This is a genomic window from Luteimonas sp. A649 (genome assembly GCF_054072735.1).
In genome coordinates, this window is record NZ_JBSVRQ010000003.1 from 127,299 (window position 1) to 151,533 (window position 24,235).

Sequence of the window (24,235 nt, forward strand, 5' to 3'; positions counted from 1 at the left end):
CGGTATTCCGTCAAAATGCTCCGTTCCGTCGCCGGACGCGGGCTCTGCCCGGCAGGCCGGCCAAACCAGACAACCAACGCCCGCGGCCCTGGCCGCGGTTGCAGGAGTGGGTATGCAAGCTTCAGTCGAGACCGTCGGCAACCTCGGACGCAAGATGACCTTCCGCCTGCCGGCCGACCGCCTGCAGGACCAGGTGGGTGGCCGCCTGCGCGAGATCGCGCGCACCGCGCGCATCAAGGGTTTCCGCCCGGGCAAGGTGCCGGCGAAGGTGATCGAGCAGCGCTTCGGCCCGCAGGTCCGCGGCGAAGTGCTCGACGGCCTGCTGCGCGAAGGCTTCGACAGCGCCGTGCGCGAGAACGCGCTGCGCATCGCTGGCCGCCCGCACATCGAGCCCGCCGACAAGGACGGTTCCGACGATCTCGCCTACGTGGCCACCTTCGAAGTGGTGCCGGACTTCGGCGAGATCGACGTGACCGGCCTCAAGGTCGAGCGCCCGGTGGCCGAGGTGACCGAGGAAGACATCGACCGGATGATCGAAAACCTGCGCCAACAGCGCCGCAGCTGGAGCGCGGTGACGCGCCCGGCGAAGGTGGGCGACGCGGTCGACGTCGAGACCTGGTCCGAGGTCGACGGCCAGCGGCTGCCCGCGGAAGGCGCGGAGCGTGGCGTGTCGGTGATCGGCTCGGGCGCGATGTTCGCCGACATCGAGACGGCGCTGGTCGGCATGTCCAAGGGCGACGAGAAGGCGATCGAGGTCACCTTCCCGGAAGGCTGGCGCGTGCCGCAGCTCGCCGGCAAGACCGTGAACGTCCATCTGCGCGCCGAGCAGGTCTCGGAAGAGGTGCTGCCCGAGGCGGACGCCGCGTTCATCCGCAGCTTCGGCGTGAAGAGCGGCGAGATGGAGCAGTTCCGCTCCGACATCCGCACCAACCTGGAGCGCGAGCTCAAGTCCGCGCTGATGAATCGCCTGCGCCGCGCCGTCGGCGAGCAGCTGGTCGAGGCGTATGCCCACGTCGAACTGCCGCCGAACCTCGTCGAACAGGAAGCGCACGCACTGGTCGCCCAGGTGGCGGAGCAGGCGCGCCGCCAGGGCCGTCCGGCACAGCCGCCGGCGGATGCGCACAAGAACTTCATGGAGCCCGCGCGCAAGCGCGTGCTGGTGGGCCTGCTCGTGGGCGAGGTGGCCAGCAAGCACCAGCTGATGCTGGACCGCAAGCGCCTGGACGAGACCCTGCGCCTGATCGCCTCGACCTACGAGGAGCCGCAGCAGGTCATTGACTTGTATCGCAACGATCCCCAGCTTATGAGTGGACTGCAGAACCGGGTGATGGAGGAGCAGGTGATCGACTGGATCGCCGAGCGCGCCGACCACACAGACACGCAGCTGACCTTCCAGGAAGCGATCGCGCCGCAGGCGTGACGCCTCCGCTGACACGGGATTGAAATGAGCATCCAGACCAAGGCCCTGAACCTCGTGCCGATGGTGGTCGAACAGACCAGCCGCGGCGAGCGCGCGTACGACATCTATTCGCGCCTGTTGAAGGAGCGGGTGATCTTCCTGGTCGGCGGCATCGACGACCACGTGGCCAACGTGATCGTGGCGCAGATGCTGTTCCTCGAGGCCGAAAACCCCGAGAAGGACATCAACCTGTACATCAACTCGCCGGGCGGCATCGTCACGGCGGGCATGGCGATCTACGACACCATGCAGTTCATCAAGCCCGACGTCAGCACCATCTGCGTCGGCCAGGCGGCCAGCATGGGCGCGCTGCTGCTGGCATCCGGCGCGGCCGGCAAGCGCTACGCGCTGCCGAATTCGCGGGTGATGATCCACCAGCCCCTGGGCGGCTTCCAGGGCCAAGCGACCGACATCGAGATCCACGCCCGCGAGATCCTCTCGATGAAGCACAACCTGAACGCCATCCTGGCCCGCCACACCGGCCAGGCGATTGAAACGGTCGCCCACGACACCGAGCGCGACAACTTCAAGAGCGCGGAAGCCGCGCGCGAGTACGGCCTGATCGACGAAGTCCTCGAGCGCCGTCCGGAAGAGTCCATCCAGCCTGCCTGAACAGGCCGGCATCGCCGGATTCCCCCGCCCGCGGCTCCATGGCCGCGGCAGTCCGGGCCCGTCGCCCTTGCGACCCGGGGCCCGGGTGCTATTCTCGACCCCGACCCCCCGATACACCGATTGGCGAACGCATGACCGAAGATAGACAAGGCCGTTCCGGCGACAGCAGCAAGATCCTGTACTGCTCGTTTTGCGGGAAGAGCCAGCATGAGGTCCGCAAGCTGATCGCGGGCCCGAGCGTGTTCATCTGCGATGAATGCGTCGAGCTGTGCAACGACATCATCCGCGAAGAGCTGGAGGAGAAGGCGCAGAGCGCCCGCAGCTCGCTGCCCAAGCCGAAGGAAATCCTCGACGTCCTGGATCAGTACGTCATCGGGCAGTCGCGCGCCAAGAAGACCCTCGCCGTGGCGGTGTACAACCACTACAAGCGCATCGAGAGCCGGCAGAAGAACGACGAGGTCGAGCTGGCCAAATCGAACATCCTCCTGGTCGGCCCCACCGGTTCGGGCAAGACGCTGCTCGCCGAGACCCTGGCGCGGATGCTCAACGTGCCGTTCACGATGGCCGACGCCACCACGCTGACCGAAGCCGGTTACGTGGGCGAGGACGTCGAGAACATCATCCAGAAGCTGCTGCAGAAGTGCGACTACGACGTCGAGAAGGCGCAGCAGGGCATCGTCTACATCGACGAGATCGACAAGATCTCGCGCAAGAGCGAGAACCCGTCGATCACGCGCGACGTGTCGGGCGAGGGCGTGCAGCAGGCGCTGCTGAAGCTCATCGAAGGCACCGTCGCCAGCGTGCCGCCGCAGGGCGGCCGCAAGCACCCGCAGCAGGAGTTCCTGCAGGTCGACACCCGCAACATCCTGTTTATCGTCGGCGGCGCGTTCGCCGGCCTGGACAAGATCATCCAGGCCCGGTCCACCGAGGCCGGCGGCATCGGCTTCGGCGCCAAGCTCAAGAGCAGCGAGCGCAAGGCCGAAGTCGGCAAGGTGCTGGCCGAAGTCGAGCCCGAGGACCTGATCAAGTTCGGCCTGATCCCCGAGTTCGTCGGCCGCCTGCCGGTGGTCGCGACGCTCGAGGAGCTCGACGAAGCGGCCCTGGTGAAGATCCTGTCCGAGCCCAAGAACGCCATCACGAAGCAGTTCCGCAAGCTGTTCGAGATGGAGGGCGTGGAGCTGGAGTTCCGCCCCGACGCGCTGGCTGCCATCGCGCGCAAGGCGCTCAAGCGCAAGACCGGCGCGCGCGGCCTGCGCACCATCGTCGAATCGGTGCTGCTCGACACCATGTACGACCTGCCGTCGCAGGAAAACGTGAGCAAGGTCGTGGTCGACGAGTCGGTGATCGAACACAAGTCCGAGCCCTACCTGATCTACGAATCGGCTCCCGCCGCGCCAGCGAAGGCCGCCTCGGGCGACTGAGCCAAGGCGCGCTCCGGGCCCCTCGCGGGCCTGGACACTTTCCCGGACAGGCCGCATCGCGGCCTTGCTCCCGCCTGAACGCAGCACGCGCCGCAGCATCCTGCGGCCGCCCCGTTCCAGTGCTTGCATCCACCGCCGCGGAACCCCATAACCTGACCCATGCGGCGCCCAACCTGCCGCCCGCCATGTCCAGGAGTTCCGATGAGCACCCCCCAGCCCGCCACCTTCGACCTGCCGGTCCTGCCCCTGCGCGACGTGGTGGTGTTTCCGCACATGGTCATCCCCCTGTTCGTGGGCCGCGACAAGTCCATCCGCGCCCTCGACCTGGCGATGGAGGGCGCCAAGCAGGTGCTGCTGGTCGCGCAGAAATCCGCCGAGACCGATGACCCGGGCGTCGAGGACCTGCATCCCGTGGGCACGGTGGCGCAGGTGCTGCAGCTGTTGAAGCTGCCCGACGGCACCATCAAGGTGCTGGTTGAAGGCGTTTCCCGCGCGACGGTCGACGCGGTGCGCGAAGTCGACGGCACCCTGGCCGGCATCTGCAGCGTGGTCGAGCCGGTCGAGGACCGTGAGCCGCGCGAAGTCGAGGCCGTCGCACGTTCGCTGATGGGCCTGTTCGAGCAGTACGTGAAGACCAACCGCAAGCTGCCGCCCGAGCTGTTGCAGACGCTTGCCGGTATCGACGAGCCCTCGCGCCTGGCCGACACCGTCGCCGCGCACCTGGGCGTGCGCCTGGGCGAGAAGCAGCGTCTCCTGGAAACCTTCGGCATCGCCGGGCGCCTGGAGATGCTCGTCGGCCTGGTCGACGGCGAGATCGACGTGCAACAGATGGAGAAGCGCATCCGCGGCCGCGTGAAGTCGCAGATGGAGAAGTCGCAGCGCGAGTACTACCTCAACGAGCAGATGAAGGCGATCCAGAAGGAACTGGGCGACATGGACGACGCGCCCAACGACCTCGAGGAGCTCGCGCGCAAGATCGCGGCCGCCGGCATGCCCAAGCCCGTGGAGACGAAGGCCAAGTCCGAGCTCAACAAGCTCAAGCAGATGTCGCCGATGGCGGCCGAAGCCTCGGTGGTGCGCAACTACCTCGACTGGCTGCTGGGCGTGCCGTGGAAGAAGCGCAGCAAGGTCCGCAAGGACCTCAAGGCCGCGCAGGAAACGCTCGACGCCGACCACTACGGCCTGGAGAAAGTGAAGGACCGCATCCTCGAATACCTCGCCGTGCAGACGCGGGTGTCGAAGATGAAGGGCCCGATCCTGTGCCTGGTCGGGCCGCCGGGCGTGGGCAAGACCTCGCTCGGGCAGTCGATCGCCAAGGCCACCAACCGCAAGTTCGTGCGCATGTCGCTGGGCGGCGTGCGCGACGAGGCCGAGATCCGCGGCCACCGCCGGACCTATGTCGGCTCGATGCCGGGGCGCATCGTGCAGAACCTTACCAAGGCAGGCACGAAGAACCCGCTGTTCGTGCTCGACGAGATCGACAAGATGTCGATGGACTTCCGGGGCGACCCGTCTTCGGCGCTGCTTGAAGTGCTCGATCCCGAGCAGAACAACGCCTTCAACGACCACTACCTCGAGGTCGACCTCGACCTGTCGGAGGTGATGTTCGTCGCGACCTCGAACTCGCTCCGCATCCCCGGGCCGTTGCTCGACCGCATGGAAGTGATCCGCATCCCCGGCTACACCGAGGAAGAGAAGATCAACATCGCCATGCGCTACCTGCTGCCCAAGCAGATCAAGGCCAACGGCCTGCGCGACGGCGAGCTGAAGATCGCAGAGGGCGCGATCCAGGACATCGTGCGCTACTACACGCGCGAGTCCGGCGTGCGCAACCTCGAACGCGAGATCGCCAAGATCTGCCGCAAGGTGGTCAAGGAGGTCGCGCTGGCCGGGCCGCAGGCCAAGAAGGCGCGCGCGCTGAACGTCAACGCGAAGAACCTCGACAAGTACCTGGGCGTGCGCCGCTATGATTTCGGGCGCGCCGAACAGGACAACGAGATCGGCCTGGTCACGGGGTTGGCATGGACCGAGGTCGGTGGCGACCTGCTGCAGATCGAATCGACGCTGGTGCCGGGCAAGGGCCAACTCACGCTGACCGGCCAGCTTGGCGACGTGATGAAGGAGTCGGCATCGGCTGCGTTGTCGGTGGTGCGCGCGCGCGCCGAGCGACTGGGCCTCGAGCTCGACTTCCTGCAGAAGCGCGACATCCACGTGCACGTGCCTGATGGCGCCACGCCGAAGGACGGCCCGAGCGCCGGCATCGCGATGGCGACGTCGTTGGTGTCCACGCTGACCCGGATCCCGGTGCGCGCCGAAGTGGCGATGACCGGCGAGATCACCCTGCGCGGCAAGGTCACCGCGATCGGCGGCCTCAAGGAAAAGCTGCTGGCCGCGCTGCGTGGCGGCGTGACCACCGTGATCATCCCGGAGGAGAACCGGAAGGACCTCGCCGACATCCCGAAGAACGTGACCCAGGGCCTGAAAATCGTTCCCGTGAAGTGGATCGACGAGGTGCTCGACCTGGCGCTCGAGCGGCCGCTTCCGCCTCTGCCGGCGCCTGTCCCGGTGGAGAACGTGGCGCGTCGCCCGTCGCGCAAGACGTCACCGCGGGCGGATGTCAAGCACTGATGGCGCAGCGTTTTTCTTGCGTGCCACCGGGGGCGCTGGTATAAATTCGCGCTCGCATCACGGCCTGGGGCCGCACGCGATCCCGGAGCCGCGGCGGTCACGCCGCCCGCTGGCCCGCCACCAATTCGAGCGACCCGTCGGTCGCGCAGGAGCACCGAATACATGAACAAGAACGATCTGGTCTCGGCCGTTGCCGAAGAGGCCAACCTGTCCAAGGCCGATGCCGCACGTGCCGTCGATGCCGTGCTGTCCTCGGTGGGCAAGGCCCTGCAGCAGGGCGACACCGTGGCCCTCGTCGGCTTCGGCACCTTCCAGGTCAAGGAGCGCGCTGCCCGCACGGGCCGCAATCCGCGCACCGGCGAAGAGATCGCGATCGCCGCCTCGAAAAATCCTGTCTTCAAGGCTGGCAAGGCGCTGAAGGATGCTGTAAACTAAGCGGCCCGCTTGGGTGCTTAGCTCAGCGGTAGAGCGTCTCCTTTACACGGAGAGGGTCGGGGGTTCGATCCCCTCAGCACCCACCAGTCAGGGCTGACGTTCGCAACAGGTTCGACGACGCGGAGTGGTAGTTCAGTTGGTTAGAATGCTGGCCTGTCACGCCGGAGGTCGCGGGTTCGAGTCCCGTCCACTCCGCCAGTCACACCAGGAAGGCGCCCGCAAGGGCGCCTTTCTTCTTTTGGGCCCTACGGGGCCGCGCCTGCCGGGCATGCGCTAAACTGCCGGGCTACGTCCAACGCGTGCCCTGACATGCTGCAAGCACTCCGAGAAAAAACCTCCGGCTGGATCGCACTGGTCATCGTCATCATCCTGGCGATTCCCTTTGCCTTCTTCGGCATGGAGCAATACCTGTTCCAGAACTCGGCGAACTACGCCGCCAAGGTCGAGGCACCGCCGTCGTGGTGGCGCTCCGCGCCGGACATCTGGCCGGTGCGCAAGGCGTTCTGGGTGTCGCAGGAGATCACCGTCGACGAGTTCCGCTCGGAGTTCGAGCTCGCGCGCCAGCAGGCGCGGGCCACCGAGGGCGACGCCTTCGATGCGCGCGCGTTCGAGCAGACGGAAAACAAGCTGCGCGTGCTCGACCAGGTGGTCGACCGCAGCGTGCTGGCCTTGGCCGCGCGCAGCGCCGGCGTCGCGGTGGGCAATGCCCGCGTGGCCGAGGTCGTGGCGTCGATGCCCGAGTTCCAGGTCGACGGGCGCTTCGATCCGCAGCGCTACCAGATGCTGCTGCAGTCCCGCGTGCCCGCGCAGTCGCCGCTCCAGCACCAGGAAGAGATCCGCGAGCGCCTGCAGATGCTGCTGCTGCCCAGCCGCGTGGCCGGCACCGCATTCGCGAGCCCCGGCCAGGTCGAGCGCACCATGCAGCTCCTCGGCCAGCAGCGCGACGTCGACATGGCGATGATCCCGGCGCCCACGCCGGACGCCGGTGCGATCGCCGCCGCCGACATCCAGGCCTGGTACGACAGCCACCGCGCCGATTACCGCGCGCCGGAAGAAGTGTCGATCGAGTTCGTCGAGATCCTCGGCGACGCGGTGCCCGAGCCGGCCGCGGCCGACGAAGCCACGCTGCGGACGCGCTACGAGCAGGAGAAGGCACGCTTCGTCGAGCCGTCGCAGCACCTGGTGTCGCACCTCCTGGTGCGCGTGCCCGACGGCGCCGATGCCGCCACGCGCGATGCAGCCAAGGTGCGTGCGGAGGGCCTCGCGGCCCAGGCGCGCGCCGATGGCGCAGACTTCGCGGCCATCGCGCGCGCGGAATCCGACGACGAAGGCTCCAAGGCCGGTGGTGGCGACCTCGGCTGGCTTGAGCAGGGGATCATGGGCGAGACCTTCGACAGCGCAGTGAAGGCGGCACAGCCCGGCGTCGCAAGCGATCCGGTGCTGACCGACTTCGGCTGGCACGTGCTGCTCGTGCGCGACGTCCGCGAGGGCAGGGACGTGCCGTTCGAGGACGCACGCGAGGAACTTGCCGCAGCCCAGGCCGTCTCCGACCGCGAGCGCGGCTTCAACGAGCTGATCGGCCGCCTGGTGGACCAGGTCTACCGCAACCCCAGCTCGCTGGGGCCGGCGGCTCGCGAGGCAGGCCTGCCGGTGCAGAAGGCGGGTCCCTTCGTCCGCGGCGGCGGTGAAGGCGTCGCTGCCAATCCGGCGGTGCAGCGCGCCGCGTTCTCCGACGCGCTGGTGCAGGACGGCACCGTCAGCGATCCGATCGAGCTCGGTACCAACCACAGCGTGCTGATCCGTGTGACCGAGCACCAGCCCGAGCGCGAGCGGCCGCTGGCCGAAGTCCGCGACCAGGTCGTCGCCTCGATCCGCGTCGACCGTGCCCGCCAGGCAGCGCTGGCCGAGGCCGACGCGGTCGTGGCCGAGATTGCAGGTGGCAAGGCGCTTGCCGAGCTCTCCGAGGCCCGCGGCTGGCAGCACATGGCACTGCCGGGCATGCGCCGCGGCATGCCGATGCCGTCCGCGGAAGCCAACGAGGCCATCTTTGCCGCCCCGGAGCCGGCGGAAGGCGGCGTGTCCGTCGGTCGCGTGGTGCAGGACGACGGCAGCATCGTCATCTATGCCGTGACCAGGGTGGTGCCGGGCGACGTGGCCGAAGCCAGCGCCGAGGAGCGCAGCATGATCGCGGGCCAGCTCGCGCGCCTGGCAGGCGACGAGGACGCGATGGCCCTGTTGCGCGCCCTGCGCAAGCAGGTGCGCGTCACCACGATCGAGGCGCGCCTGTAACCCGGGGCGGCCGCCGCACTCGCTGGAAACGAAGAAGCCCGGCCATGCCGGGCTTCTTCCGTTCGGGGCCTGCGCGGCATCCGCGCAGGCTTCCGCCAGTGCCGCTCAGTCGGCGGCGTCACCCGCGGGCTCTTCCAGACCGGTCATGCTGACGATGTTGTAGCCGGCATCGACGTAGGTGACTTCGCCGGTGATGCCCGAAGCGAGGTCCGAGCACAGGAACGCGGCGACGTTGCCGACGTCCTCGATGCTGACCGTGCGCCGCAGTGGCGCATGCGATTCGACGTGGCCGAGGATCTTCCGGAAGCCGCCGATGCCCGCCGCGGCCAGGGTCTTGATCGGCCCGGCGGAAATCGCGTTCACGCGGATGCCCTCGGGCCCCAGGTTGTAAGCCAGGTAGCGCATGGTGGCTTCCAGGCTGGCCTTGGCCACGCCCATCACGTTGTAGCTGGGCAGGGTGCGCACGGCGCCCAGGTAGCTCAGCGTCAGCACGGCGCCCTTGCGTCCTTGCATCAGTGGCCGCGCGCCCTTGGCGAGCGCTGCGAGCGAGTAGGCGGAGATGTCCTGCGAAATCGAGAATGCTTCACGCGACAGGCCGTCCAGGAACTGGCCGGCGATGGCCTCGCGCGGGGCGAACGCGATGGCGTGGATCAGGATGTCGAAGCCGTCCGGCCAGTGCGTGCCGAGGTCGGCGAACAGGGCGTCGATCTGGGCGTCGTCGGAGACATCCAGCGGGAAGACCGGACCGCCGCCCAGGCGCCCGGCCACGTCTTCGACGCGCGACTTGAGCTTTTCATTCTGGTAGGTGAAGGCCAGCTCGGCGCCTTCGCGATGCATCGCTTCGGCGATGCCGTTGGCGATGGAGCGCTGGCTGGCGATGCCGGTGATCAGTGCGCGCTTGCCCTGCAGGAATCCCATGGTGTGTTCGACTCTATGGAAGGGAGCTGGCTAGTTTGCCACGGGTGCCACCGAAGGGGCCGCGGCCGCCGGCACCAGCGCCTGGCGACCAGCCGTGCCGCCTGCGGAGCCGTGCGCCGGATTGAGGCGCCGGAGGCGCGCGGGATCGATGCCCGTGCGACGGGCGTAGCCGTCCAGGCCGGCGGGCTCCTCGGCAAGGTCGATCGCCACGAGGGGCGCGATCGGCCGGTCCAGCGCCTGCCGCCAATCCTCGTTTTCACCGGCCTCCACCATCAGGCACGACAGTGCATGCAGCTTGCGCACATAGGCGCGGGTGATGCCGGAAAGGCTTTCAAGGGCCTCCGGATCCGCGGCGGCCGCGCGCTGGTCATGGCGCCGCAGGGCGCCGAGCACGCGGTACTCGCCTGCGTTGAAGGCCATCACCGCGAGCCGCCAGTCGCCGGCGAACATGCCGTGCAGGGTCTTGAGATAGCGCACCGCCGCACGGGTGGCGTCGACGGGTGAAAGGCGTCCGTCGTAGCCGCCGCGCATCGGGATCTTGTGGTTGCGCGCGGTGACCGCGATGAACTGCCACAGGCCTGCAGGTCCGCTGCTGCTGCGCGCGCCGGGGCGATAGCCGCTTTCGACGAAAGGGATCAGCGCGTATTCGGTTGGCAGGTGGGCGCTGCGCAGCGCCTCGACCACGTAGCCGAACAGCGGCAGGACCTCGCTGTCGCCGGCGACGAGCTGGCCGGGGACGTGCGCGAAGTGCTGCCGCCAGCGCGGGCTGGCGTCCGTGCAGCCGGGCTGCGCGAGGCCGTCGACAAAGCGTTCGTAGATCGTCACGCCGTTCGTGGCGCCGGCGGGTGCGGGTACGACCGCCGACTGCGCGGGCGAGGTGGGCGCGGCCGGAGTTGGCTTAGCTCCGGCCGCCTCGATGGCGAGCGGTCCGGTCGGGCTTCCGGAGGCAGCAGCGCTGCCTTCGTCGACGGCGACCTGCCCGGTTTGGCCCGCGGCAGCCGGCCCCGCGAAGATCGCCAGCAGCAGCGCCAGCGCCGTCGCACACGTGCGCGCCCTCATGCGCGGAATCCGTCCTTCCAGCGCCGCAGTGCGGCGAAGGTGCCGACCCGGGAGAGGCCGTCGTCACCCGACCACGCGGCGACCGCCGCGCGTATCGCGGGCGCGTCCACGCGCAGGAAGGGATTGCAGGCACGCTCGAGGTCGAGCGTGACGGGAAGCGTGGGCAGGGAATCGTCGCGCAAGGCGGCCACCTCTTCGCTGCGGCGCGCCAGCGCCGGGTTGTCGGGGTCGACCGCCCGAGCGAAGGCGGCGTTGGACTGCGTGTACTCGTGCCCGCAGCACACCAGGGTGTCGCCGGGCAGGGCCGCGAGCCGGTCCAGCGACGCCAGCATCTGCGCCGGCGTGCCTTCGAACAGGCGACCGCAGCCGAGACTGAAGAGGGTGTCGCCGCAAAACAAGAGGCCATGGCCGTGGAATGCGATGTGGCTCACGGTATGGCCGGGCACGGCGAGGACTTCGAACGCATGGCCGGCGACTTCGAGCGGGTCGCCATCCCCGACCCGCCGGCTCGCCAGCGGGATCCGTTCATCGCCGGGCGCGACCACGACCAGGTCCGGCCAGCGCGTGCGCAGCGCGGCCACGCCGCCGATGTGGTCGTCGTGGTGGTGGGTCAGCAGCACCGCGTGCGGCCGCCAGCCGCCGGCGTCGGCGGCGGCCAGCACCGGTGCCGCGTCGCCGGGGTCGACCACGATTGCGCCACGCCCGTCCCCGGGCGGCAGCAGCCAGATATAGTTGTCGGCGAATGCGGGCAGTGCAAGCAGGGTCGGGGTCATATGCGGGACCCCGGTCGGGGGCTGGGCGTCTAGAATGGCGACCATGCCGCTCCGTTCCCGCCCCGGTCAACCCGACGCAGCCCAGGCCTGGTTCGCGTCCAGCGAAGGCGCAGTGCTGCTCGGCAGCGAGCGCGACGTCGTCGAACACGCGCTCCAGGAGCGCCCTGCACAGCCTTGGCTGTGGCTTGCGCCGCTGCCCCAGGCGCGACCCGAGGGCAGCCGCGGCCTGGCCCTGTACGCGCGCGGCGAACGCTTCGGCGGCGAGGTGTCGTGTGCGCTGCCCCTGCCCCTGCCCAGCGGCGCCTTCGGCACCGTGGTGCTGCAGCACGTGGCCACCCCCGACGCCCGCGGCGCCGAGCTGCTCGACGAGGTCGGGCGCGTGCTGGTGCCCGGCGGGCGCGTCCTGCTGTTCGCGCTCAATCCGCTGTCTCCCTATCGCTGGCGCTGGCGGGGCCACGGCCTGAGTGCGGCTGAACCCCTGTCCTGGCGTCGCCTGCTGCGCCGGGCGGGCCTGGAACCCGACGCGGTGTCGGAAGGCATGGGCCCGCGATGGGAACCGGTGCTCGATCCGCGACTGCAGCGTGGGACCGGCCTGCGCGCCGCCTACCTGGTGCGCGCCGAGCGGCGCAGCCAGCCCCTGACGCCGGTGCGGCAGCACCGCCTGCTGCCGGTGGCGACGGGAGCGGCTCCCGCATGAAGGCGGTGGAGGTGCATACCGACGGGGCCTGTCTCGGCAACCCCGGTCCCGGCGGCTGGGCGGCGCTGCTGCGCTATGGCGTGCGCGAGCGCGAGTTGGTCGGCGGCGAAGCGCTGAGCACCAACAACCGCATGGAGCTGATGGCGGCGATCGTGGCGCTGGAGACGCTGACCGAGGCGTGCGAGGTCACCCTGCACACCGACTCGCAGTACGTCCGCCAGGGCATCACCGAATGGATGCGCAACTGGGTCAGGCGCGGCTGGAAGACCAGCGGCGGCGACCCGGTGAAGAACCGCGACCTCTGGGAGCGCCTGCATGCCGCCACCGGCCGCCACGTCATCGACTGGCGCTGGGTGAAGGGGCATTCCGGCGACCCCGACAACGAGCGCGTCGACGAGCTCGCGCGCAACGAAGCCATCAAGTTCAAGGCCGCCGCCCGCTGAGCCCGGTCCCGACCGCTACGCCCCGTCACGCCACCCCAGAGATGCAGATGCGCCAGATCGTCCTCGACACCGAAACCACCGGCCTGGAATGGCGCAAGGGCAACCGCGTCGTCGAGATCGGCTGCGTCGAACTGGTCGAGCGCCGGCCCACCGGCCGGACCTGGCACCGCTATATCCACCCCGAGCGCGAGTTCGAACCCGGCGCGCAGGAGGTCACCGGCCTGACGCTGGACTTCCTCGCCGACAAGCCGAAGTTCGCGGCGATCGCCGACGAGTTCCTGGAGTTCATCGCCGGCGCCGAACTGGTGATCCACAACGCGGCCTTCGACGTCGGTTTCCTCGACAACGAGTTTTCGCTGCTGCCCGTCAGTCCCGGCAAGATCCGCGACCACGCGTCGGTGCTCGACTCGCTTGAAATGGCGCGCCAGCGCTACCCGGGCCAGCGCAACTCGCTGGATGCCCTGTGTCGCCGACTGGGTGTGGACAACGCGCACCGCCAGCTGCACGGCGCGCTGCTCGACGCCCAACTGCTGGCCGAGGTCTATCTGGCGCTGACGGCCGGGCAGACGGAGCTCGGGCTCGCCGGGCCTGTCGTGCCCGAAACGGCCGCGTCGCGACTCGCCCGGCCGCGTCCGGAGGCGCTCGGTCCGCGCCCACGCGTGATGGTGCCGGCGACCGAACTCGAGGCGCACCGCGAACGCGTGGATGCGATCCGCAGCCGCGCGGGACGGGCCTTGTGGGACGAGGCGGTGGAGGAGGCCGCAATCACGGCCTGAGGCAGAAGCGCGCCGCGCTCAGTGGCGGCGCACCAGCACCACGGTGACGTTGTCAGAGCCGCCGCCGTCGAGTGCCGCGGCCACCAGCCCGTCGACGCATTCCTGCGCGCTGCATTCGTTGTGCGCAAGCACGCGGGCGATGCCGCGGTCGTCGACTTCCTCGGTCAGGCCGTCGCTGCACAGCAGCAGTTGCATCCCGGGCGCCAGCTCGCCGGACATGGTCTCGACGTTGAGCGCCTGGGGATCGGTCACGCCCAGCGCCTGGGTCACCACGTTGCGGTGCGGGTGGCTGCGGGCCTGGTCGATGCTGATCGCGCCCTGGGTAATGAGCTCTTGGACGTAGCTGTGGTCTTGCGAAAGCTGGGCCAGCTTGCCATCGCGCCAGATGTAGACGCGGCTGTCGCCGACCCAGGCCACTTCGAAGCGGTTGCCGCTGATGCGCGCGGCGACCACGGTGGTGCCCATGGGCAGGGCGTCCTGGCGCTTGCGCGAGGCGCTGATGATCTCTTCGTCGGCGATGCGGATCGCCTGCGCCAGCGACGTGCCCTGGCGGGTCTCGCGCACGATCGCCTCGCGCGCCAGCGCGCTGGCGACCTCGCCATATTCATGACCGCCCATGCCGTCGGCCACCAGCCACAGGCCCAGCTCGCTGTCGCCGTAGTAGGTGTCTTCGTTGAGCTCGCGGCGCAGGCCGACGTGCGTGAGATGGCCGAACTCGATCATGCGCTTGCCGCGTTTCCCAGAAGGGCTGCATGAGAGAACGGAGGCGGCAGGCGGGAGAGGTCAGCTGGCATGCGGTGTGGAATGTTTTGCGCGGATCGAGGAGAGGAGAGGATGGTATACGGCGAGTGGAGGGGGTGTGGGGATTGGCCTTTGGTCGGGTGGATATGGCGGAAAGCCCTGGGGTCATGTGGGTGCCCGGGGCGTCTTGCGGGGATTGTCCGGCCTTCGGCCGGGCGCCCTTCGGCGCTGCGCGCCTTCGGGTCGAATCGGAGGGTTGAATCGAGCTGCCCCCCTCTCCGCCAGATACGCGAAAACCCCCTTGCGGGGGCCTTTGCGTATCTGGCGCATCGCGTTCCGGGGGAAAGTAGGCGTGAGGCTGAGCGCAAGGATGTCGCCTACCTAAAGCTGCGGCCGCGAGACTAACGCGAAGTGGGGAGCCAAGCCACTGGAACATCCTCACTACCGGCACAAGGCTGGCCAAGACTGCTAAAAGGGTTGGGGATAGCTAGAAGGCCAGCGGTACCCCGACAAGGCATGTCGGGGTACCGTTGGCTTGTTGATCTGCAAGCATTGGAACCGCCCACACCGAAGGTCAAGTCCGCCCGAGAGCGCCAGGGTTGAATGCAGGATGAGGCTAACGAGCTATGACGAAAAGAATCCAGTTTCGGTCAGTGACTGGAATCGAAAGTTCGTCGATTCAGAAACACGCGCTGCTGGAAAGTTCATCCGGACATCACCCGCACAAGCTGCTGGACTAGTATCACCGAAACCATGCCGAACACAATGTAGGCGATGGGCCATGCCCAGTCCGGTCGTCTCAATCGCACGTAGGCCGCGATGATGCCCCCGATAATAAATCCAGCGGGGATTGCTAGGACCCAGAAATTCATGGAATCACCAATTATCCAAGCCAGGATACTCGGCTTTGCATTGTTTACTGGTCGATGACAGCTCACCCATGGCGAGCCCGAAACTCGCGCCGGCGGCTAGACAAAGGGCAAGCCCGACCCCGCTTGGAGATGTAGCACATGCAGCCACCATTCCAGTCCCCGCCAGTGCCGAGGAAGCGGTGGCTAGATTAGCCCTGTCGCATGCGTCGAGGCGCGATCTCTCAAAGCTGTGGCGATCATGGGCAATCAACTCCTGCTGGGTGATCGACCCGCCACCTTCCGAGCCACCCCACCCGGCACCCCAGCCTGAGTAGAAGAGCAGGTTACTTTCCCACGAACTGACACCGCAAGGTCCGAGTTCACACGGCATCGGTAGAACAGGACACAAATAGTGTTCGCACATGCGTTTGCCGACGCCATTCCCCGGGTTGAAGCCAGCTTCGATGTCTGCCTCATGCCACTTTGCGGAATCCGGACTTATGCAAATGAAATCGCCGCACATATCGGGCTCTGGCAATTGCCAAATGCTGTCGTCAACTGCGACCCGTGGGGCTGTTATGGTGAAAAGGAAATCAGGATCTGAGAGTGTGCTCCTCAATTTAACAAGATTTGCCGCGCGAACCTGCGGGATATCTGAGGTGCCAGCTATTGCTTCCTCGAACGTTAGTGAAGCCTCAGGTTCACCAGGCCGATTCAAGTAGATGCGGTCAGTCGTCTTGTCTATCAGCAGGCTCACTCCTCCCTGCATTTCCACGTACAACTGTTCGCTGGAGGGGTCTGACGAGGCGTAAATTAGACCCGAGTCGCTTGCGGAGACGACCGGTGGAATCGTGAATAGCAACAATGCAACAGTCGTGACTAGATATTTCATGCCATGCTCCTTGGCAGTGGAACTTCCGAATGCGTTTTCTACACCATAATTGGACAGCGCGGCAATTTCGCTTGATGGTGAAACCGCTCGATCTGATATAGGGAAGGTCTGAAAATTCGTCCTGACGTTGCAATTTCAGGATTGAAGAAGGGCTGCCACCTCCACCTTGCCGCGTTCTTCGATGGGCAGAAGGTGCGGCAGGATATAACGCTAGGAACGATTATCGGAGAGTATTGGAAGGAAACGGTTACCAGCGGCGACGGTAGGTACTTCAATTGCAATTTGCAGAAGAAGTCCTGCACGCGCGCGGGCCTGGTACGTTTGCTCGCGGTGACGATGCGAAGTGGGGCAACCTCCACTTCGCCCTTAGCTACCTGGCCAAGGCGAACTACTACAAGCGGTTCATTCTTGACCGTGCTGTGTGGCAGCGGCGCTGTAGCATCCAGCGTCGGCGGCCCTGCGGGATCAACAGCCATGCTAGCGGTCATGGTCACGGTGATCGCAGCTTACGACTGCTTACGACCTGATCTTCGACCCCGGCGCGGTCTCCGCGCGTCATCACCGGGACAAGAGGGACTTCCTCCGTCTCGGCACCCCAGCGGGAGAAATTGGAAGCTGGCTCGAATCGTGGCTTGCTTAGAAGCGCGAGGTGCGGGACGTTGGGAATAAAGTAAGTAACGAAAAGGCCACTCCGAAGAATGGCCTTTAAGATCAATACGTTAAGTCATAAACTGGCGGAGAGGGGGGGATTCGAACCCCCGAGGCGCTATAAACGCCTGCCTGATTTCGAGTCAGGTACATTCAACCGCTCTGCCACCTCTCCGGTGGTCCCGGCCACGAGGGCCGGGGGCGCAATGATACGGCGATGGGGCGGGGCCCACAAGACGAGCCGCTACACTGTGCGGCCCCGAAGACGCCGCGGCCGCATCCATGTCCGAGATCATCGTTCCCGTCTCCTTTGGCGAGCTGCTCGACAAGACCTCGATCCTGCAGATCAAGTCCGAGCGCATGAGCGACGAAGCCAAGCTGGCCAACGTCCGCCGCGAACTCACGGCGCTGGAGAACACCTGGATGGCGCACCCGGCCGCCGGCAACGACATCGCCCGCCTGCGCGCGGACCTGAAGGCGGTCAACGAGCGGCTCTGGGAGATCGAGGACGACGTCCGCCTGAAGGAGAAGGCCCAGGCCTTCGACGACGATTTCGTCCGCCTGGCGCGCAGCGTCTACCTGGAAAACGACGAGCGCGCGCGGATCAAGAAGGCGATCAACCTCGCGCTTGGCTCGAGCTACGTCGAGGAAAAGTCGTACCAGGACTACGGCGCCGGCGGCTGAGCATTGGCGGCCACCGTGCCGCGGCCCGTGCCCTTCAGCCCGGATGCTCGGCGCGGTAGCGTTCGAACGCGCCGATCGCCTCATCCACGGTGATGAGGTCCATCACCCCTTCGCGCTCGATCTTCGTGCCCCAGCGCAGCCGGGCCGACGGCTTGCCCAGGAAGCGGCGCGCGGCGTCGTCGTAACGGTCCACGCAGTAGCGGCGGTCGGAGTACGGGCCGCTGCGGGCAGGGTCGGTCGCCGCATGCAGCCCCAGCACCTTCGTGCCCATGGCGTTGGCGATATGGGTGGGCCCGGAGTCGGGCGTCATCACCAGGTCGGCGCGTTCGAGCAGGGCCGGCAGCTGCTTCAGCGTGTCCTTGCCCACCAGGTCGAGCAGCGGCACCCCGGCCGCGGCGAGGATGGCGTCGGCGGTGTTCCGCTCCAGTTCGCTGCGGCCGCCGCACAGCACCACGCGCCAGCCCTGCGTCACGGCATGTGCGGCGACCGCGGCGTTGCGCTCCGGGCTCCAGTTGCGCAGGGCGTGGCTGGAGCAGGGCGAGACCACCAGCGTCGGCTGGCCGTCGTCGGGCCATTGCGCGCGCGCCCATGCGCGGGCGTCCGCGGGCACGGGCAGGTTCCACTCGATGCGGTCCTGGCGCAGGCCCAGCGGTCGCACGAACGCGCCGAGCACGTCCAGCACATGGCTCCCGGCATCGGCGGGAATGCGCTCGTTGACGAACAGCCCGTGCAGCTCCTTGGAGCGCGCGCGGTCGTAGCCGATGCGCCGCCGCGCCCGCACCGTGCGTGAGAGCAGGTTGGCGCGCAGCGCGAGCTGCATCAGCAGCAGGGCGTCGAAGTCGCGCCCGGCAAGCTCCCGGCGCAGTGCCCCCATGCCCTCGCGCCCGGTCTTCTTGTCGTAGACCACGAACTCCACGCCGGGCAGGCCTTCAAGCAGGCGCTGCTCGCCCTTGCCGATGATCCAGGTCAGCGCGACGTCCGGCCAGGCCCGCTGCAGCGTGTGCACCAGGGGCAGGACATGGGTCACGTCGCCGAGCGCGGACAGGCGCAGCAGGCAGATGGCACGCGGTGGATCGTTATCGGACTTGGACAAGCTTGCTAGACTCCGGCGGATGGCACAATTCGACGCCACCGAGAGCCTGACGCCGTTCCGCGCCGGACCTGGCGGGCGCGGTATCGGCTCGATTCTGTTCGACCAGACGCAGCTGCGGCAAGCCGACCCCCGCTGGTTCGACCCCGACGCCTGGGGGCCGCGTGCCGTCCCGGTGTCGGGCAGCGGCCGCGGCGGCGCCTGGTTCATCCAGGACACCAGCCACGGGCCCTGCGTGCTGCGCCATTACCTGCGGGGCGGCATGGCCGCGGCGGTGAGTCGCGACCGCCATCTGTGGCGCGGCGTCGAACGCGTGCGCAGCTTCGCCGAGTTCCGGCTGCTGCGTGAGCTCGGCAAGCGCAAACTCCCGGTGCCGCAGCCCATCGCGGCCTCCTATGTGCGCGAGGGGCCGACCTATCGCGCGGCGATCCTGATGCAGCGCCTCATGGATGTGCGCTCGCTTGCGGACATGGCGGCCGGCGATCCGGCCACAGTGCCGTGGGAAGACACCGGACGCCTGGTCGCGCGCTTCCATCGCGAAGGGCTCGACCATGCCGACCTCAATGCGCACAACATCCTTTATGACGACGCCGGCCGCGGCTGGCTGATCGATTTCGACCGCAGCCGCATGCAGATCCCGGCCACCGGCTGGCGTGCACGCAACCTGTCGCGCCTGGAGCGCTCCCTGCTCAAGGTCCGCGGCGCGCGCAGCGAGGCCGAGGTGCGCGAGGATTTCGCCCGCCTGCGCCGTGGCTACGACAAGCATTGGGAGCGGGGTATCTGAGCATGGCCTGGGCGCTGCGGTTCCAGGGGGTGGGCAGCGCGTCGGCGGTGTCGCTGGGTTCCCCGATGGCCACCATCGAGCGCGATGGCGTGCCGTGGCTTGCCATCGACTGCGGCGCGGAAGGCCTGACCGCCTATCTCGCACGCTATGGCGCGCCGCCGCCGGCACTGTTCATCACCCACGTCCATCTCGACCACGTCGCCGGCTTCGAGCGCCTGTTCGTGGCGAACTATTTCGACCCCGCGCGTCGCGGCCGCATGCCACTGTACGTGCCGGTGGACGTGCTGCCGCTGCTGCACCGGCGCGTGGCCGCGTATCCCAATGCGCTCGCCGAGGGCGGCGCCAATTTCTGGGATGCGTTCCGCGTGGTGCCGGTGGGCGATGCCTTCTGGCACGACGGCGTGCGCCTGGAAGTGTTCGAAGCGCGCCATCACTGGCCGCGCACCGCCTTCGGGCTGCGGCTGCGGGGCAGCCTGGCCTGGACCGGCGACACCCGCCCGATCCCCGAGGTGCTGGCGGCAGCCGCCGACCAGGGCGAACTCATCGCCCACGACTGCGGCCTGCACGGCAACCCCTCGCACACCGGCATCGACGACCTGGAGCGCGAATACACGCCGGAGCTGCTGGCCCGCTGCGTGCTCTACCACTACGCCAGCGAGGCCGACGGCGACGCCCTGCGCGCGCGCGGGCACCGCGTGGCCCGTCCCGGCGAGGCGTTCGCGCTGGCCGAGCCGGTGCCGCATCAGGCGCTGTCGCCCTGAATGGAGGCAGCCCCGCCAACTTGCCTCGGCACCCGCGTCGATCGATACCGTTGCTGCCTTCCGGCCCTGGCGGGGTTTTCGATCTAGCGTCGCGAGGGGCCGACGGGGCCACCATGGAAACCTGCGAGCGGGCCCGTTGCGTGGCGCGCTTTGGAACTGGCGGAGAGAGGGGGATTCGAACCCCCGAAGCGCGGTTTAGACGCTTACACACTTTCCAGGCGTGCTCCTTCAACCACTCGGACACCTCTCCGCACCTGCCCGTGCGTCATGCCTGCCTTGGCGCGGCCGCACGGGACCCGCAATTCTAGCCTTCCCGTGGTTGCGTCGACAAGGAACATCGGTGTCGGGGGCGTCGGGAGGGCGCGGGAGGGCGCGGGAGGGCGCGGGTGGGCGCGCGGGACGGCGGGCTGGTGGGTGCTCCGTGGGCTGTCCCGCTGCGCGGGCCTTTATGCCCACTGCGCACCCCCCAGCCCGCCTTGCGACGCCGTGCCGCAGGCCGCCGGCGGAGTACCCCGCGCGCCCTCCGCCTCCGCAGCCATCGCCCACATCTTCACGTGGCAGAATGGCGCCATGTCCTATCTCGTCCTCGCCCGCAAGTGGCGCCCCAAGCGGTTCGCCGAGTTGGTGGGCCAGGAACACGTGGTTCGCGCGCTGGTCAACGCGCTCGATTCCGGCCGCGTCCACCACGCTTTCCTGTTCACCGGCACCCGCGGCGTCGGCAAGACCACGATCGCGCGCATCTTCGCCAAGAGCCTCAACTGCGAGCGCGGGGCTTCGAGCGATCCCTGCGGCGAGTGCGAGACCTGCCAGGCGATCGACGCCGGCCGCTACATCGACCTGCTCGAGATCGACGCCGCCTCCAACACCGGCGTCGACAATGTCCGCGACCTGATCGACAACGCGCAGTACATGCCCTCGCGCGGCCGCTACAAGGTGTACCTGATCGACGAGGTGCACATGCTGTCGAAGGCGGCGTTCAACGCGCTGCTGAAGACGCTCGAGGAGCCGCCGGAGCACGTCAAGTTCCTGTTCGCGACCACCGATCCGCAGAAGCTGCTGGTGACCGTGCTGTCGCGCTGCCTGCAGTTCAACCTCAAGCGCCTGGAGGAAGAGCAGATCCGCGGCCAGATCGCGAAGATCCTTGTTGCCGAAGGCATCTCGGCCGAGCCCGGCGCGGTGCGCCAGCTGGCCAAGGCCGCCGACGGCAGCATGCGCGATGGCCTGTCGCTCCTCGACCAGGCCATCGGCTACAGCGGCGCCGGCGCGAATGTCGCGCTGACCGACCAGGCGGTGGCGACCATGCTCGGTTCGGTGGACCGGACCCAGGTCGCGGCGCTGCTGGCGGCGCTGGCGCACGATGACGGCGATGCGCTGATGGCCACGATCGAGGTGCTCGCGGGGTTTTCGCCCGACTGGGCCGGTGTGCTCGACGCGCTGGCTGAAGCGCTGCACCGCATCCAGGTAAAGCAGCTGGTGCCGGGCGCCGGGACCGAGGCCGACGGCATCGACGTCACGGACTTGGCCGCCACGCTGCGGCCCGAGCTGGTGCAGCTCTGGTACCAGATGGCGGTGGGTGGACGCCGCGACATCAACCTCGCGCCAAGCGCGCGGGTGGGCTTCGAGATGAGCCTGCTGCGCATGCTCGCGTTCCGGCCCGGCGAGGGCCGGGCGGCGGCTGGAAGCGGTGGCGGAACGAGCACCACGGCTGCCGGCCAGGGTGGTGGCCGCTCGGCCGCGGCCGCGGCGCGTGCGGCGCTGGAGGGAGCCGCACCGGTGCCGCCGACCGCTGCGCCGCAGCCCCCGCCTCCGGCCCGGGCCCCGCAGCGAGTGCAGGAGGCTGCACCACCTCGAATGATGGCGCCCACGGCACCCGCGGTGACCACCGCGGTGGAGGACGCGCCGCCGTGGCTCGAGTCTCCCTCGCCGAACATGGATATGCCCGTGCCGCCCGTCGAAGCACGGCGCCAGGACGCCGTGCCGGCCCCTGTTGTCCCGGAGCGACCGGTCGCCCCGCCACCGGCGTCGCGTACCAGCGTGCTGGCGCCAGTCGATGTTGATGCCGGCTCGTGGCCGGACTTCATCGCGGGACTCGAGCTGCGCGGACCGGTGCGCGAGCTCGCGGCCAGCTGCGCCTTCGTTGCGCTTGGCGGCGACGTGCTGCGCCTGTCGCTGCCCGAGTCCGACGACCATCTGCGCGCGCCCTTCCTGGTGCAGCAGTTCGCCGACGCGCTGGGCACGGCATGGGGCACGCCGCCGCAGATCCGTTTCGAAGCGGGCATCGCGGTGAGCGACACCCTGCATGCGCGCAACGAGCGCGTGCGCGACGAGCGCCAGAGCGCGGCCGAAAACACCTTCAACAAGGATCCGCATGTGCAGCGCCTGATGGAGCAGGGCGCGCGCGTAGTCCCGGATTCGATCAGACCCATACAGGAACAGGAGCACTGACATGCGCGGAAATATCGCCCAGATGATGCAGCAGGCGCAGAAGATGCAGGAAAACCTGCAGAAGGCGCAGGCCGAGCTGGCCAACCTCGAAGTGACCGGCAGCGCCGGCGGCGGCATGGTCGAAGTCACCCTGACCGGCCGCAAGGAGTGCCGCAAGGTGCGCATCGACCCGAGCGTGCTGTCGGATCCTGAGATGGCGGAGGACTTGATCGCCGCCGCCTTCAACGACGCGAGCAACAAGATCGACGCCGAGTCGCAGACGAAGATGGGTGCGGCCACCGCCGGCATGCCGCTGCCGCCCGGCATGAAGATGCCGTTCTGATCCGGCATCGCCCGGCGTCCGTCACACGGTGAGCGTTCCCCTGCTCGAACAGTTGGTCGAGGCCTTCCGGGTCCTTCCCGGCGTTGGCCAGAAGACTGCCCAGCGCATGGCCTACCACGTGCTCGAGCGTGGGCGCGATGGCGGCCGGCGGTTGGCCGAGGTGCTGGGCGAAGCGGTGGAGAAGATCGGCCACTGCGAGCGCTGCCGCGATTTCAGCGAAACCCCGCTGTGCGCGACCTGCGCCAGCGCTTCGCGCGACGCGCAGCTGCTGTGCGCCGTGGAGTCGCCCGCCGACCGCCTCGCGATCGAGCAGGCCACCGGGTACCGCGGCCTGTACTTCGTGCTGCAGGGTCGGCTCAGTCCGCTCGACGGCATCGGCCCGCGCGAGCTCGGCCTGCACCTGCTGGGCGAGCGCCTGGCGCAGGGCGAGGTGCAGGAACTGATCATCGCCACCAACCCCACCGTCGAGGGCGAGGCCACTGCGCACTACCTGGCACAGCTCGCGCGCCAGCACGGCGTGCGCCCCAGCCGCCCCGCGCACGGCCTGCCGCTGGGCGGCGAACTCGAATACGTCGACCGCGGCACCCTGTCGCATGCCTTCGGCAGCCGCGGCGAGATGGCCTAGGAGAGTCCATGAGCACCATCTTCCACAAGATCATCCGGCGCGAAATCCCCGCCGACATCGTCTACGAGGACGAGCACCTCATCGCTTTCCGCGACATCGCGCCGCAGGCGCCGGTGCACGTGCTGTTCGTGCCGAAAGAGGACGTCGCCACGCTCAACGACCTGTCGGGCGACCAGGCAGAAACCGTCGGCCGCCTGGCGCTGGCCGCGGCGGCGTATGCCAAGCGCGAAGGCCTGGCCGAAGACGGCTACCGCATCGTCATGAACTGCAACGAGGACGGCGGCCAGACCGTGTTCCAGATCCACCTGCACCTGCTCGCCGGTGCACCGCTGGGACGCTTCGGGACGCCTGCCTGACGCCTACCAGTAGCCCCACCATGGCCACGGGGCCGGGCGCGTGAAGAACACGCGCTGGCGCTCGGGCCAGAGGTACACGACGTCGGCGTCGAGCAGCGGGAAGCGATAGCTGTAGCCGCCGATGCTGCGGCTCTCATGCCCGCTCAGGCGACCGGTGAACGTCACCTCGCGATTGGCCTCGAACACCGCGGGATCGTAGAACCCGGAGCGACAGGCGATGAAGCGGCCGCCGGTGTCGCTGTCGGCCCAGTACGGGCGGCCGAAGTGGTCCAGGCGCGTGGAGACCATCTCGAAGCAGGTGCTGTCCGCGCGCGGCTCGACCTGGACGATGCGTCCGCCCCAGCGCACCAGGCTGCCGGTGGCGTCGACCTCGGCGGCGTCGTGCGGGGTGAGTGGCGCGTAGTCGCCCTGCAGCGGTTGCGGGTGGGTGGCGCAGGCCGCCAGCAGCGCGGTGGCGGCCAGTGCAAGCAGGGTGCGGATGCGCATGGAGGTCTCCGTTGGATGGGGTGCCGATGCGATGCCGGCG

Annotated in this window: 23 protein-coding genes, 4 tRNA genes and 1 other RNA gene; 18 read left to right on the forward strand and 10 right to left on the reverse strand. The window is 68.4% G+C overall.

What is annotated here, in order from left to right:
- The first annotated feature begins 112 nt into the window (after nt 1-112).
- The 8 genes from tig (at nt 113) to ACW5E8_RS12560 (ending at nt 8,844) form a co-directional block, all read left to right on the forward strand.
- Complete coding sequence (tig, locus tag ACW5E8_RS12525) at nt 113-1,420, forward strand: trigger factor (RefSeq protein WP_456965855.1); 1,308 nt, start codon at nt 113-115, stop codon at nt 1,418-1,420.
- 24 nt (nt 1,421-1,444) lie between these two features.
- Nucleotides 1,445-2,071 carry an ATP-dependent Clp endopeptidase proteolytic subunit ClpP gene (gene clpP / locus ACW5E8_RS12530; RefSeq protein ID WP_456965856.1) on the forward strand — a complete coding sequence of 209 codons (627 nt, stop codon included), beginning with the start codon at nt 1,445-1,447 and terminating at the stop codon, nt 2,069-2,071.
- Nucleotides 2,072-2,202: 131 nt separating this feature from the next.
- Nucleotides 2,203-3,492 carry an ATP-dependent Clp protease ATP-binding subunit ClpX gene (gene clpX / locus ACW5E8_RS12535; RefSeq protein WP_456965857.1) on the forward strand — a complete coding sequence of 430 codons (1,290 nt, stop codon included), beginning with the start codon at nt 2,203-2,205 and terminating at the stop codon, nt 3,490-3,492.
- A 201-nt stretch (nt 3,493-3,693) separates the two neighbouring features.
- Nucleotides 3,694-6,120 carry an endopeptidase La gene (lon, locus tag ACW5E8_RS12540; RefSeq protein ID WP_456965858.1) on the forward strand — a complete coding sequence of 809 codons (2,427 nt, stop codon included), beginning with the start codon at nt 3,694-3,696 and terminating at the stop codon, nt 6,118-6,120.
- Nucleotides 6,121-6,282: 162 nt separating this feature from the next.
- Nucleotides 6,283-6,555: an HU family DNA-binding protein gene (locus ACW5E8_RS12545; RefSeq protein ID WP_456965859.1), complete on the forward strand. Its 273-nt coding sequence runs from the start codon at nt 6,283-6,285 to the stop codon at nt 6,553-6,555.
- A gap of 11 nt (nt 6,556-6,566) precedes the next feature.
- Nucleotides 6,567-6,641 (forward strand) — tRNA-Val (locus ACW5E8_RS12550).
- 35 nt (nt 6,642-6,676) lie between these two features.
- Nucleotides 6,677-6,753, forward strand: a tRNA-Asp gene (locus ACW5E8_RS12555).
- Nucleotides 6,754-6,864: 111 nt separating this feature from the next.
- Nucleotides 6,865-8,844: a peptidyl-prolyl cis-trans isomerase gene (locus tag ACW5E8_RS12560; protein ID WP_456965860.1), complete on the forward strand. Its 1,980-nt coding sequence runs from the start codon at nt 6,865-6,867 to the stop codon at nt 8,842-8,844.
- A 105-nt stretch (nt 8,845-8,949) separates the two neighbouring features.
- Here ACW5E8_RS12560 and ACW5E8_RS12565 read toward each other — a convergent pair whose 3' ends face one another.
- From ACW5E8_RS12565 to gloB, 3 genes are read right to left on the reverse strand one after another with little or no spacing between them, the layout of a single operon-like run.
- Entirely contained in the window at nt 8,950-9,762 is an 813-nt protein-coding gene (locus ACW5E8_RS12565; RefSeq protein WP_456965861.1) for an enoyl-ACP reductase FabI, read from the reverse strand.
- A 30-nt stretch (nt 9,763-9,792) separates the two neighbouring features.
- Nucleotides 9,793-10,821 carry a lytic transglycosylase domain-containing protein gene (locus tag ACW5E8_RS12570; RefSeq protein WP_456965862.1) on the reverse strand — a complete coding sequence of 343 codons (1,029 nt, stop codon included), beginning with the start codon at nt 10,819-10,821 and terminating at the stop codon, nt 9,793-9,795.
- A complete protein-coding gene (gene gloB / locus ACW5E8_RS12575; protein WP_456965863.1) occupies nt 10,818-11,594 on the reverse strand; it encodes a hydroxyacylglutathione hydrolase in 777 nt (258 codons plus the stop codon). The genes ACW5E8_RS12570 and gloB overlap by 4 nt, the downstream gene beginning before the upstream one ends.
- A gap of 43 nt (nt 11,595-11,637) precedes the next feature.
- Between gloB and ACW5E8_RS12580 the strand changes: the two genes are divergently transcribed.
- From ACW5E8_RS12580 to dnaQ, 3 genes are read left to right on the forward strand one after another with little or no spacing between them, the layout of a single operon-like run.
- Nucleotides 11,638-12,291 (forward strand): hypothetical protein, encoded by a 654-nt coding sequence (locus ACW5E8_RS12580; RefSeq protein WP_456965864.1) that lies wholly within the window; start codon nt 11,638-11,640, stop codon nt 12,289-12,291.
- Nucleotides 12,288-12,734, forward strand: a complete 447-nt coding sequence (rnhA, locus tag ACW5E8_RS12585) for a ribonuclease HI (RefSeq protein WP_456965865.1) — start codon at nt 12,288-12,290, stop codon at nt 12,732-12,734. Before ACW5E8_RS12580 ends, rnhA begins: the two co-directional genes overlap by 4 nt.
- A 47-nt stretch (nt 12,735-12,781) precedes the next feature.
- On the forward strand, nt 12,782-13,510 hold the full coding sequence (gene dnaQ, locus ACW5E8_RS12590) for a DNA polymerase III subunit epsilon (protein WP_456965866.1): 729 nt from the start codon (nt 12,782-12,784) through the stop codon (nt 13,508-13,510).
- Between the two features lie 18 nt (nt 13,511-13,528).
- Here the strand turns inward: dnaQ and ACW5E8_RS12595 are convergent, their stop codons facing one another.
- The 3 genes from ACW5E8_RS12595 to ACW5E8_RS12605 all read right to left on the reverse strand — a co-directional run bounded on the left by ACW5E8_RS12595 (nt 13,529) and on the right by ACW5E8_RS12605 (nt 16,817).
- Nucleotides 13,529-14,233: a PP2C family protein-serine/threonine phosphatase gene (locus tag ACW5E8_RS12595; protein ID WP_456965867.1), complete on the reverse strand. Its 705-nt coding sequence runs from the start codon at nt 14,231-14,233 to the stop codon at nt 13,529-13,531.
- Between the two features lie 894 nt (nt 14,234-15,127).
- Entirely contained in the window at nt 15,128-15,994 is an 867-nt protein-coding gene (locus ACW5E8_RS12600; RefSeq protein ID WP_456965868.1) for a hypothetical protein, read from the reverse strand.
- 732 nt (nt 15,995-16,726) lie between these two features.
- Nucleotides 16,727-16,817: transfer RNA gene (locus ACW5E8_RS12605), tRNA-Ser, on the reverse strand.
- 107 nt (nt 16,818-16,924) lie between these two features.
- On the opposite strand from ACW5E8_RS12605, the gene ACW5E8_RS12610 reads away from it, so the two are divergent.
- Entirely contained in the window at nt 16,925-17,326 is a 402-nt protein-coding gene (locus tag ACW5E8_RS12610; protein WP_456965869.1) for a DUF6165 family protein, read from the forward strand.
- 34 nt (nt 17,327-17,360) lie between these two features.
- Here ACW5E8_RS12610 and ACW5E8_RS12615 read toward each other — a convergent pair whose 3' ends face one another.
- On the reverse strand, nt 17,361-18,419 hold the full coding sequence (locus tag ACW5E8_RS12615) for a glycosyltransferase family 9 protein (RefSeq protein WP_456965870.1): 1,059 nt from the start codon (nt 18,417-18,419) through the stop codon (nt 17,361-17,363).
- Nucleotides 18,420-18,438: 19 nt separating this feature from the next.
- Between ACW5E8_RS12615 and ACW5E8_RS12620 the strand changes: the two genes are divergently transcribed.
- Both ACW5E8_RS12620 and ACW5E8_RS12625 read left to right on the forward strand, forming a co-directional pair.
- On the forward strand, nt 18,439-19,200 hold the full coding sequence (locus ACW5E8_RS12620) for a 3-deoxy-D-manno-octulosonic acid kinase (RefSeq protein ID WP_456965871.1): 762 nt from the start codon (nt 18,439-18,441) through the stop codon (nt 19,198-19,200).
- 2 nt (nt 19,201-19,202) lie between these two features.
- The gene (locus ACW5E8_RS12625) at nt 19,203-19,961 is read left to right on the forward strand and encodes an MBL fold metallo-hydrolase (protein ID WP_456965872.1); all 759 of its coding nucleotides are present in this window, start codon (nt 19,203-19,205) and stop codon (nt 19,959-19,961) included.
- Nucleotides 19,962-19,970: 9 nt separating this feature from the next.
- Here the strand turns inward: ACW5E8_RS12625 and ffs are convergent.
- An RNA gene (ffs, locus tag ACW5E8_RS12630) (signal recognition particle sRNA small type) lies at nt 19,971-20,067 on the reverse strand.
- A 51-nt stretch (nt 20,068-20,118) separates the two neighbouring features.
- Nucleotides 20,119-20,211: transfer RNA gene (locus ACW5E8_RS12635), tRNA-Ser, on the reverse strand.
- A 320-nt stretch (nt 20,212-20,531) separates the two neighbouring features.
- On the opposite strand from ACW5E8_RS12635, the gene dnaX reads away from it, so the two are divergent.
- Genes dnaX through ACW5E8_RS12655 form a run of 4 tightly spaced genes read left to right on the forward strand, consistent with a single transcriptional unit; the run spans nt 20,532 to nt 23,709 of the window.
- Nucleotides 20,532-22,406: a DNA polymerase III subunit gamma/tau gene (gene dnaX, locus ACW5E8_RS12640; protein ID WP_456965873.1), complete on the forward strand. Its 1,875-nt coding sequence runs from the start codon at nt 20,532-20,534 to the stop codon at nt 22,404-22,406.
- A gap of 1 nt (nt 22,407) precedes the next feature.
- On the forward strand, nt 22,408-22,728 hold the full coding sequence (locus ACW5E8_RS12645) for a YbaB/EbfC family nucleoid-associated protein (RefSeq protein ID WP_456965874.1): 321 nt from the start codon (nt 22,408-22,410) through the stop codon (nt 22,726-22,728).
- 28 nt (nt 22,729-22,756) lie between these two features.
- Nucleotides 22,757-23,353, forward strand: a complete 597-nt coding sequence (gene recR, locus ACW5E8_RS12650) for a recombination mediator RecR (protein WP_456965875.1) — start codon at nt 22,757-22,759, stop codon at nt 23,351-23,353.
- A gap of 8 nt (nt 23,354-23,361) precedes the next feature.
- Nucleotides 23,362-23,709: a histidine triad nucleotide-binding protein gene (locus tag ACW5E8_RS12655; protein ID WP_456965876.1), complete on the forward strand. Its 348-nt coding sequence runs from the start codon at nt 23,362-23,364 to the stop codon at nt 23,707-23,709.
- Nucleotides 23,710-23,712: 3 nt separating this feature from the next.
- Here ACW5E8_RS12655 and ACW5E8_RS12660 read toward each other — a convergent pair whose 3' ends face one another.
- Complete coding sequence (locus ACW5E8_RS12660) at nt 23,713-24,195, reverse strand: Slp family lipoprotein (protein ID WP_456965877.1); 483 nt, start codon at nt 24,193-24,195, stop codon at nt 23,713-23,715.
- Nucleotides 24,196-24,235: the final 40 nt, after the last annotated feature.

What these genes read in the sequence shown, in the direction of transcription:
- tig (WP_456965855.1), top strand. Translation starts at nt 113, where the DNA reads ATGCAAGCTTCAGTCGAGACCGTCGGCAACCTCGGACGCAAGATGACC.
- clpP (WP_456965856.1), top strand. Translation starts at nt 1,445, where the DNA reads ATGAGCATCCAGACCAAGGCCCTGAACCTCGTGCCGATGGTGGTCGAA.
- clpX (WP_456965857.1), top strand. Translation starts at nt 2,203, where the DNA reads ATGACCGAAGATAGACAAGGCCGTTCCGGCGACAGCAGCAAGATCCTG.
- lon (WP_456965858.1), top strand. Translation starts at nt 3,694, where the DNA reads ATGAGCACCCCCCAGCCCGCCACCTTCGACCTGCCGGTCCTGCCCCTG.
- ACW5E8_RS12545 (WP_456965859.1), top strand. Translation starts at nt 6,283, where the DNA reads ATGAACAAGAACGATCTGGTCTCGGCCGTTGCCGAAGAGGCCAACCTG.
- ACW5E8_RS12560 (WP_456965860.1), top strand. Translation starts at nt 6,865, where the DNA reads ATGCTGCAAGCACTCCGAGAAAAAACCTCCGGCTGGATCGCACTGGTC.
- ACW5E8_RS12565 (WP_456965861.1), bottom strand. Translation starts at nt 9,762, where the DNA reads ATGGGATTCCTGCAGGGCAAGCGCGCACTGATCACCGGCATCGCCAGC.
- ACW5E8_RS12570 (WP_456965862.1), bottom strand. Translation starts at nt 10,821, where the DNA reads ATGAGGGCGCGCACGTGTGCGACGGCGCTGGCGCTGCTGCTGGCGATC.
- gloB (WP_456965863.1), bottom strand. Translation starts at nt 11,594, where the DNA reads ATGACCCCGACCCTGCTTGCACTGCCCGCATTCGCCGACAACTATATC.
- ACW5E8_RS12580 (WP_456965864.1), top strand. Translation starts at nt 11,638, where the DNA reads ATGCCGCTCCGTTCCCGCCCCGGTCAACCCGACGCAGCCCAGGCCTGG.
- rnhA (WP_456965865.1), top strand. Translation starts at nt 12,288, where the DNA reads ATGAAGGCGGTGGAGGTGCATACCGACGGGGCCTGTCTCGGCAACCCC.
- dnaQ (WP_456965866.1), top strand. Translation starts at nt 12,782, where the DNA reads ATGCGCCAGATCGTCCTCGACACCGAAACCACCGGCCTGGAATGGCGC.
- ACW5E8_RS12595 (WP_456965867.1), bottom strand. Translation starts at nt 14,233, where the DNA reads ATGATCGAGTTCGGCCATCTCACGCACGTCGGCCTGCGCCGCGAGCTC.
- ACW5E8_RS12600 (WP_456965868.1), bottom strand. Translation starts at nt 15,994, where the DNA reads ATGAAATATCTAGTCACGACTGTTGCATTGTTGCTATTCACGATTCCA.
- ACW5E8_RS12610 (WP_456965869.1), top strand. Translation starts at nt 16,925, where the DNA reads ATGTCCGAGATCATCGTTCCCGTCTCCTTTGGCGAGCTGCTCGACAAG.
- ACW5E8_RS12620 (WP_456965871.1), top strand. Translation starts at nt 18,439, where the DNA reads ATGGCACAATTCGACGCCACCGAGAGCCTGACGCCGTTCCGCGCCGGA.
- ACW5E8_RS12625 (WP_456965872.1), top strand. Translation starts at nt 19,203, where the DNA reads ATGGCCTGGGCGCTGCGGTTCCAGGGGGTGGGCAGCGCGTCGGCGGTG.
- dnaX (WP_456965873.1), top strand. Translation starts at nt 20,532, where the DNA reads ATGTCCTATCTCGTCCTCGCCCGCAAGTGGCGCCCCAAGCGGTTCGCC.
- ACW5E8_RS12645 (WP_456965874.1), top strand. Translation starts at nt 22,408, where the DNA reads ATGCGCGGAAATATCGCCCAGATGATGCAGCAGGCGCAGAAGATGCAG.
- ACW5E8_RS12655 (WP_456965876.1), top strand. Translation starts at nt 23,362, where the DNA reads ATGAGCACCATCTTCCACAAGATCATCCGGCGCGAAATCCCCGCCGAC.
- ACW5E8_RS12660 (WP_456965877.1), bottom strand. Translation starts at nt 24,195, where the DNA reads ATGCGCATCCGCACCCTGCTTGCACTGGCCGCCACCGCGCTGCTGGCG.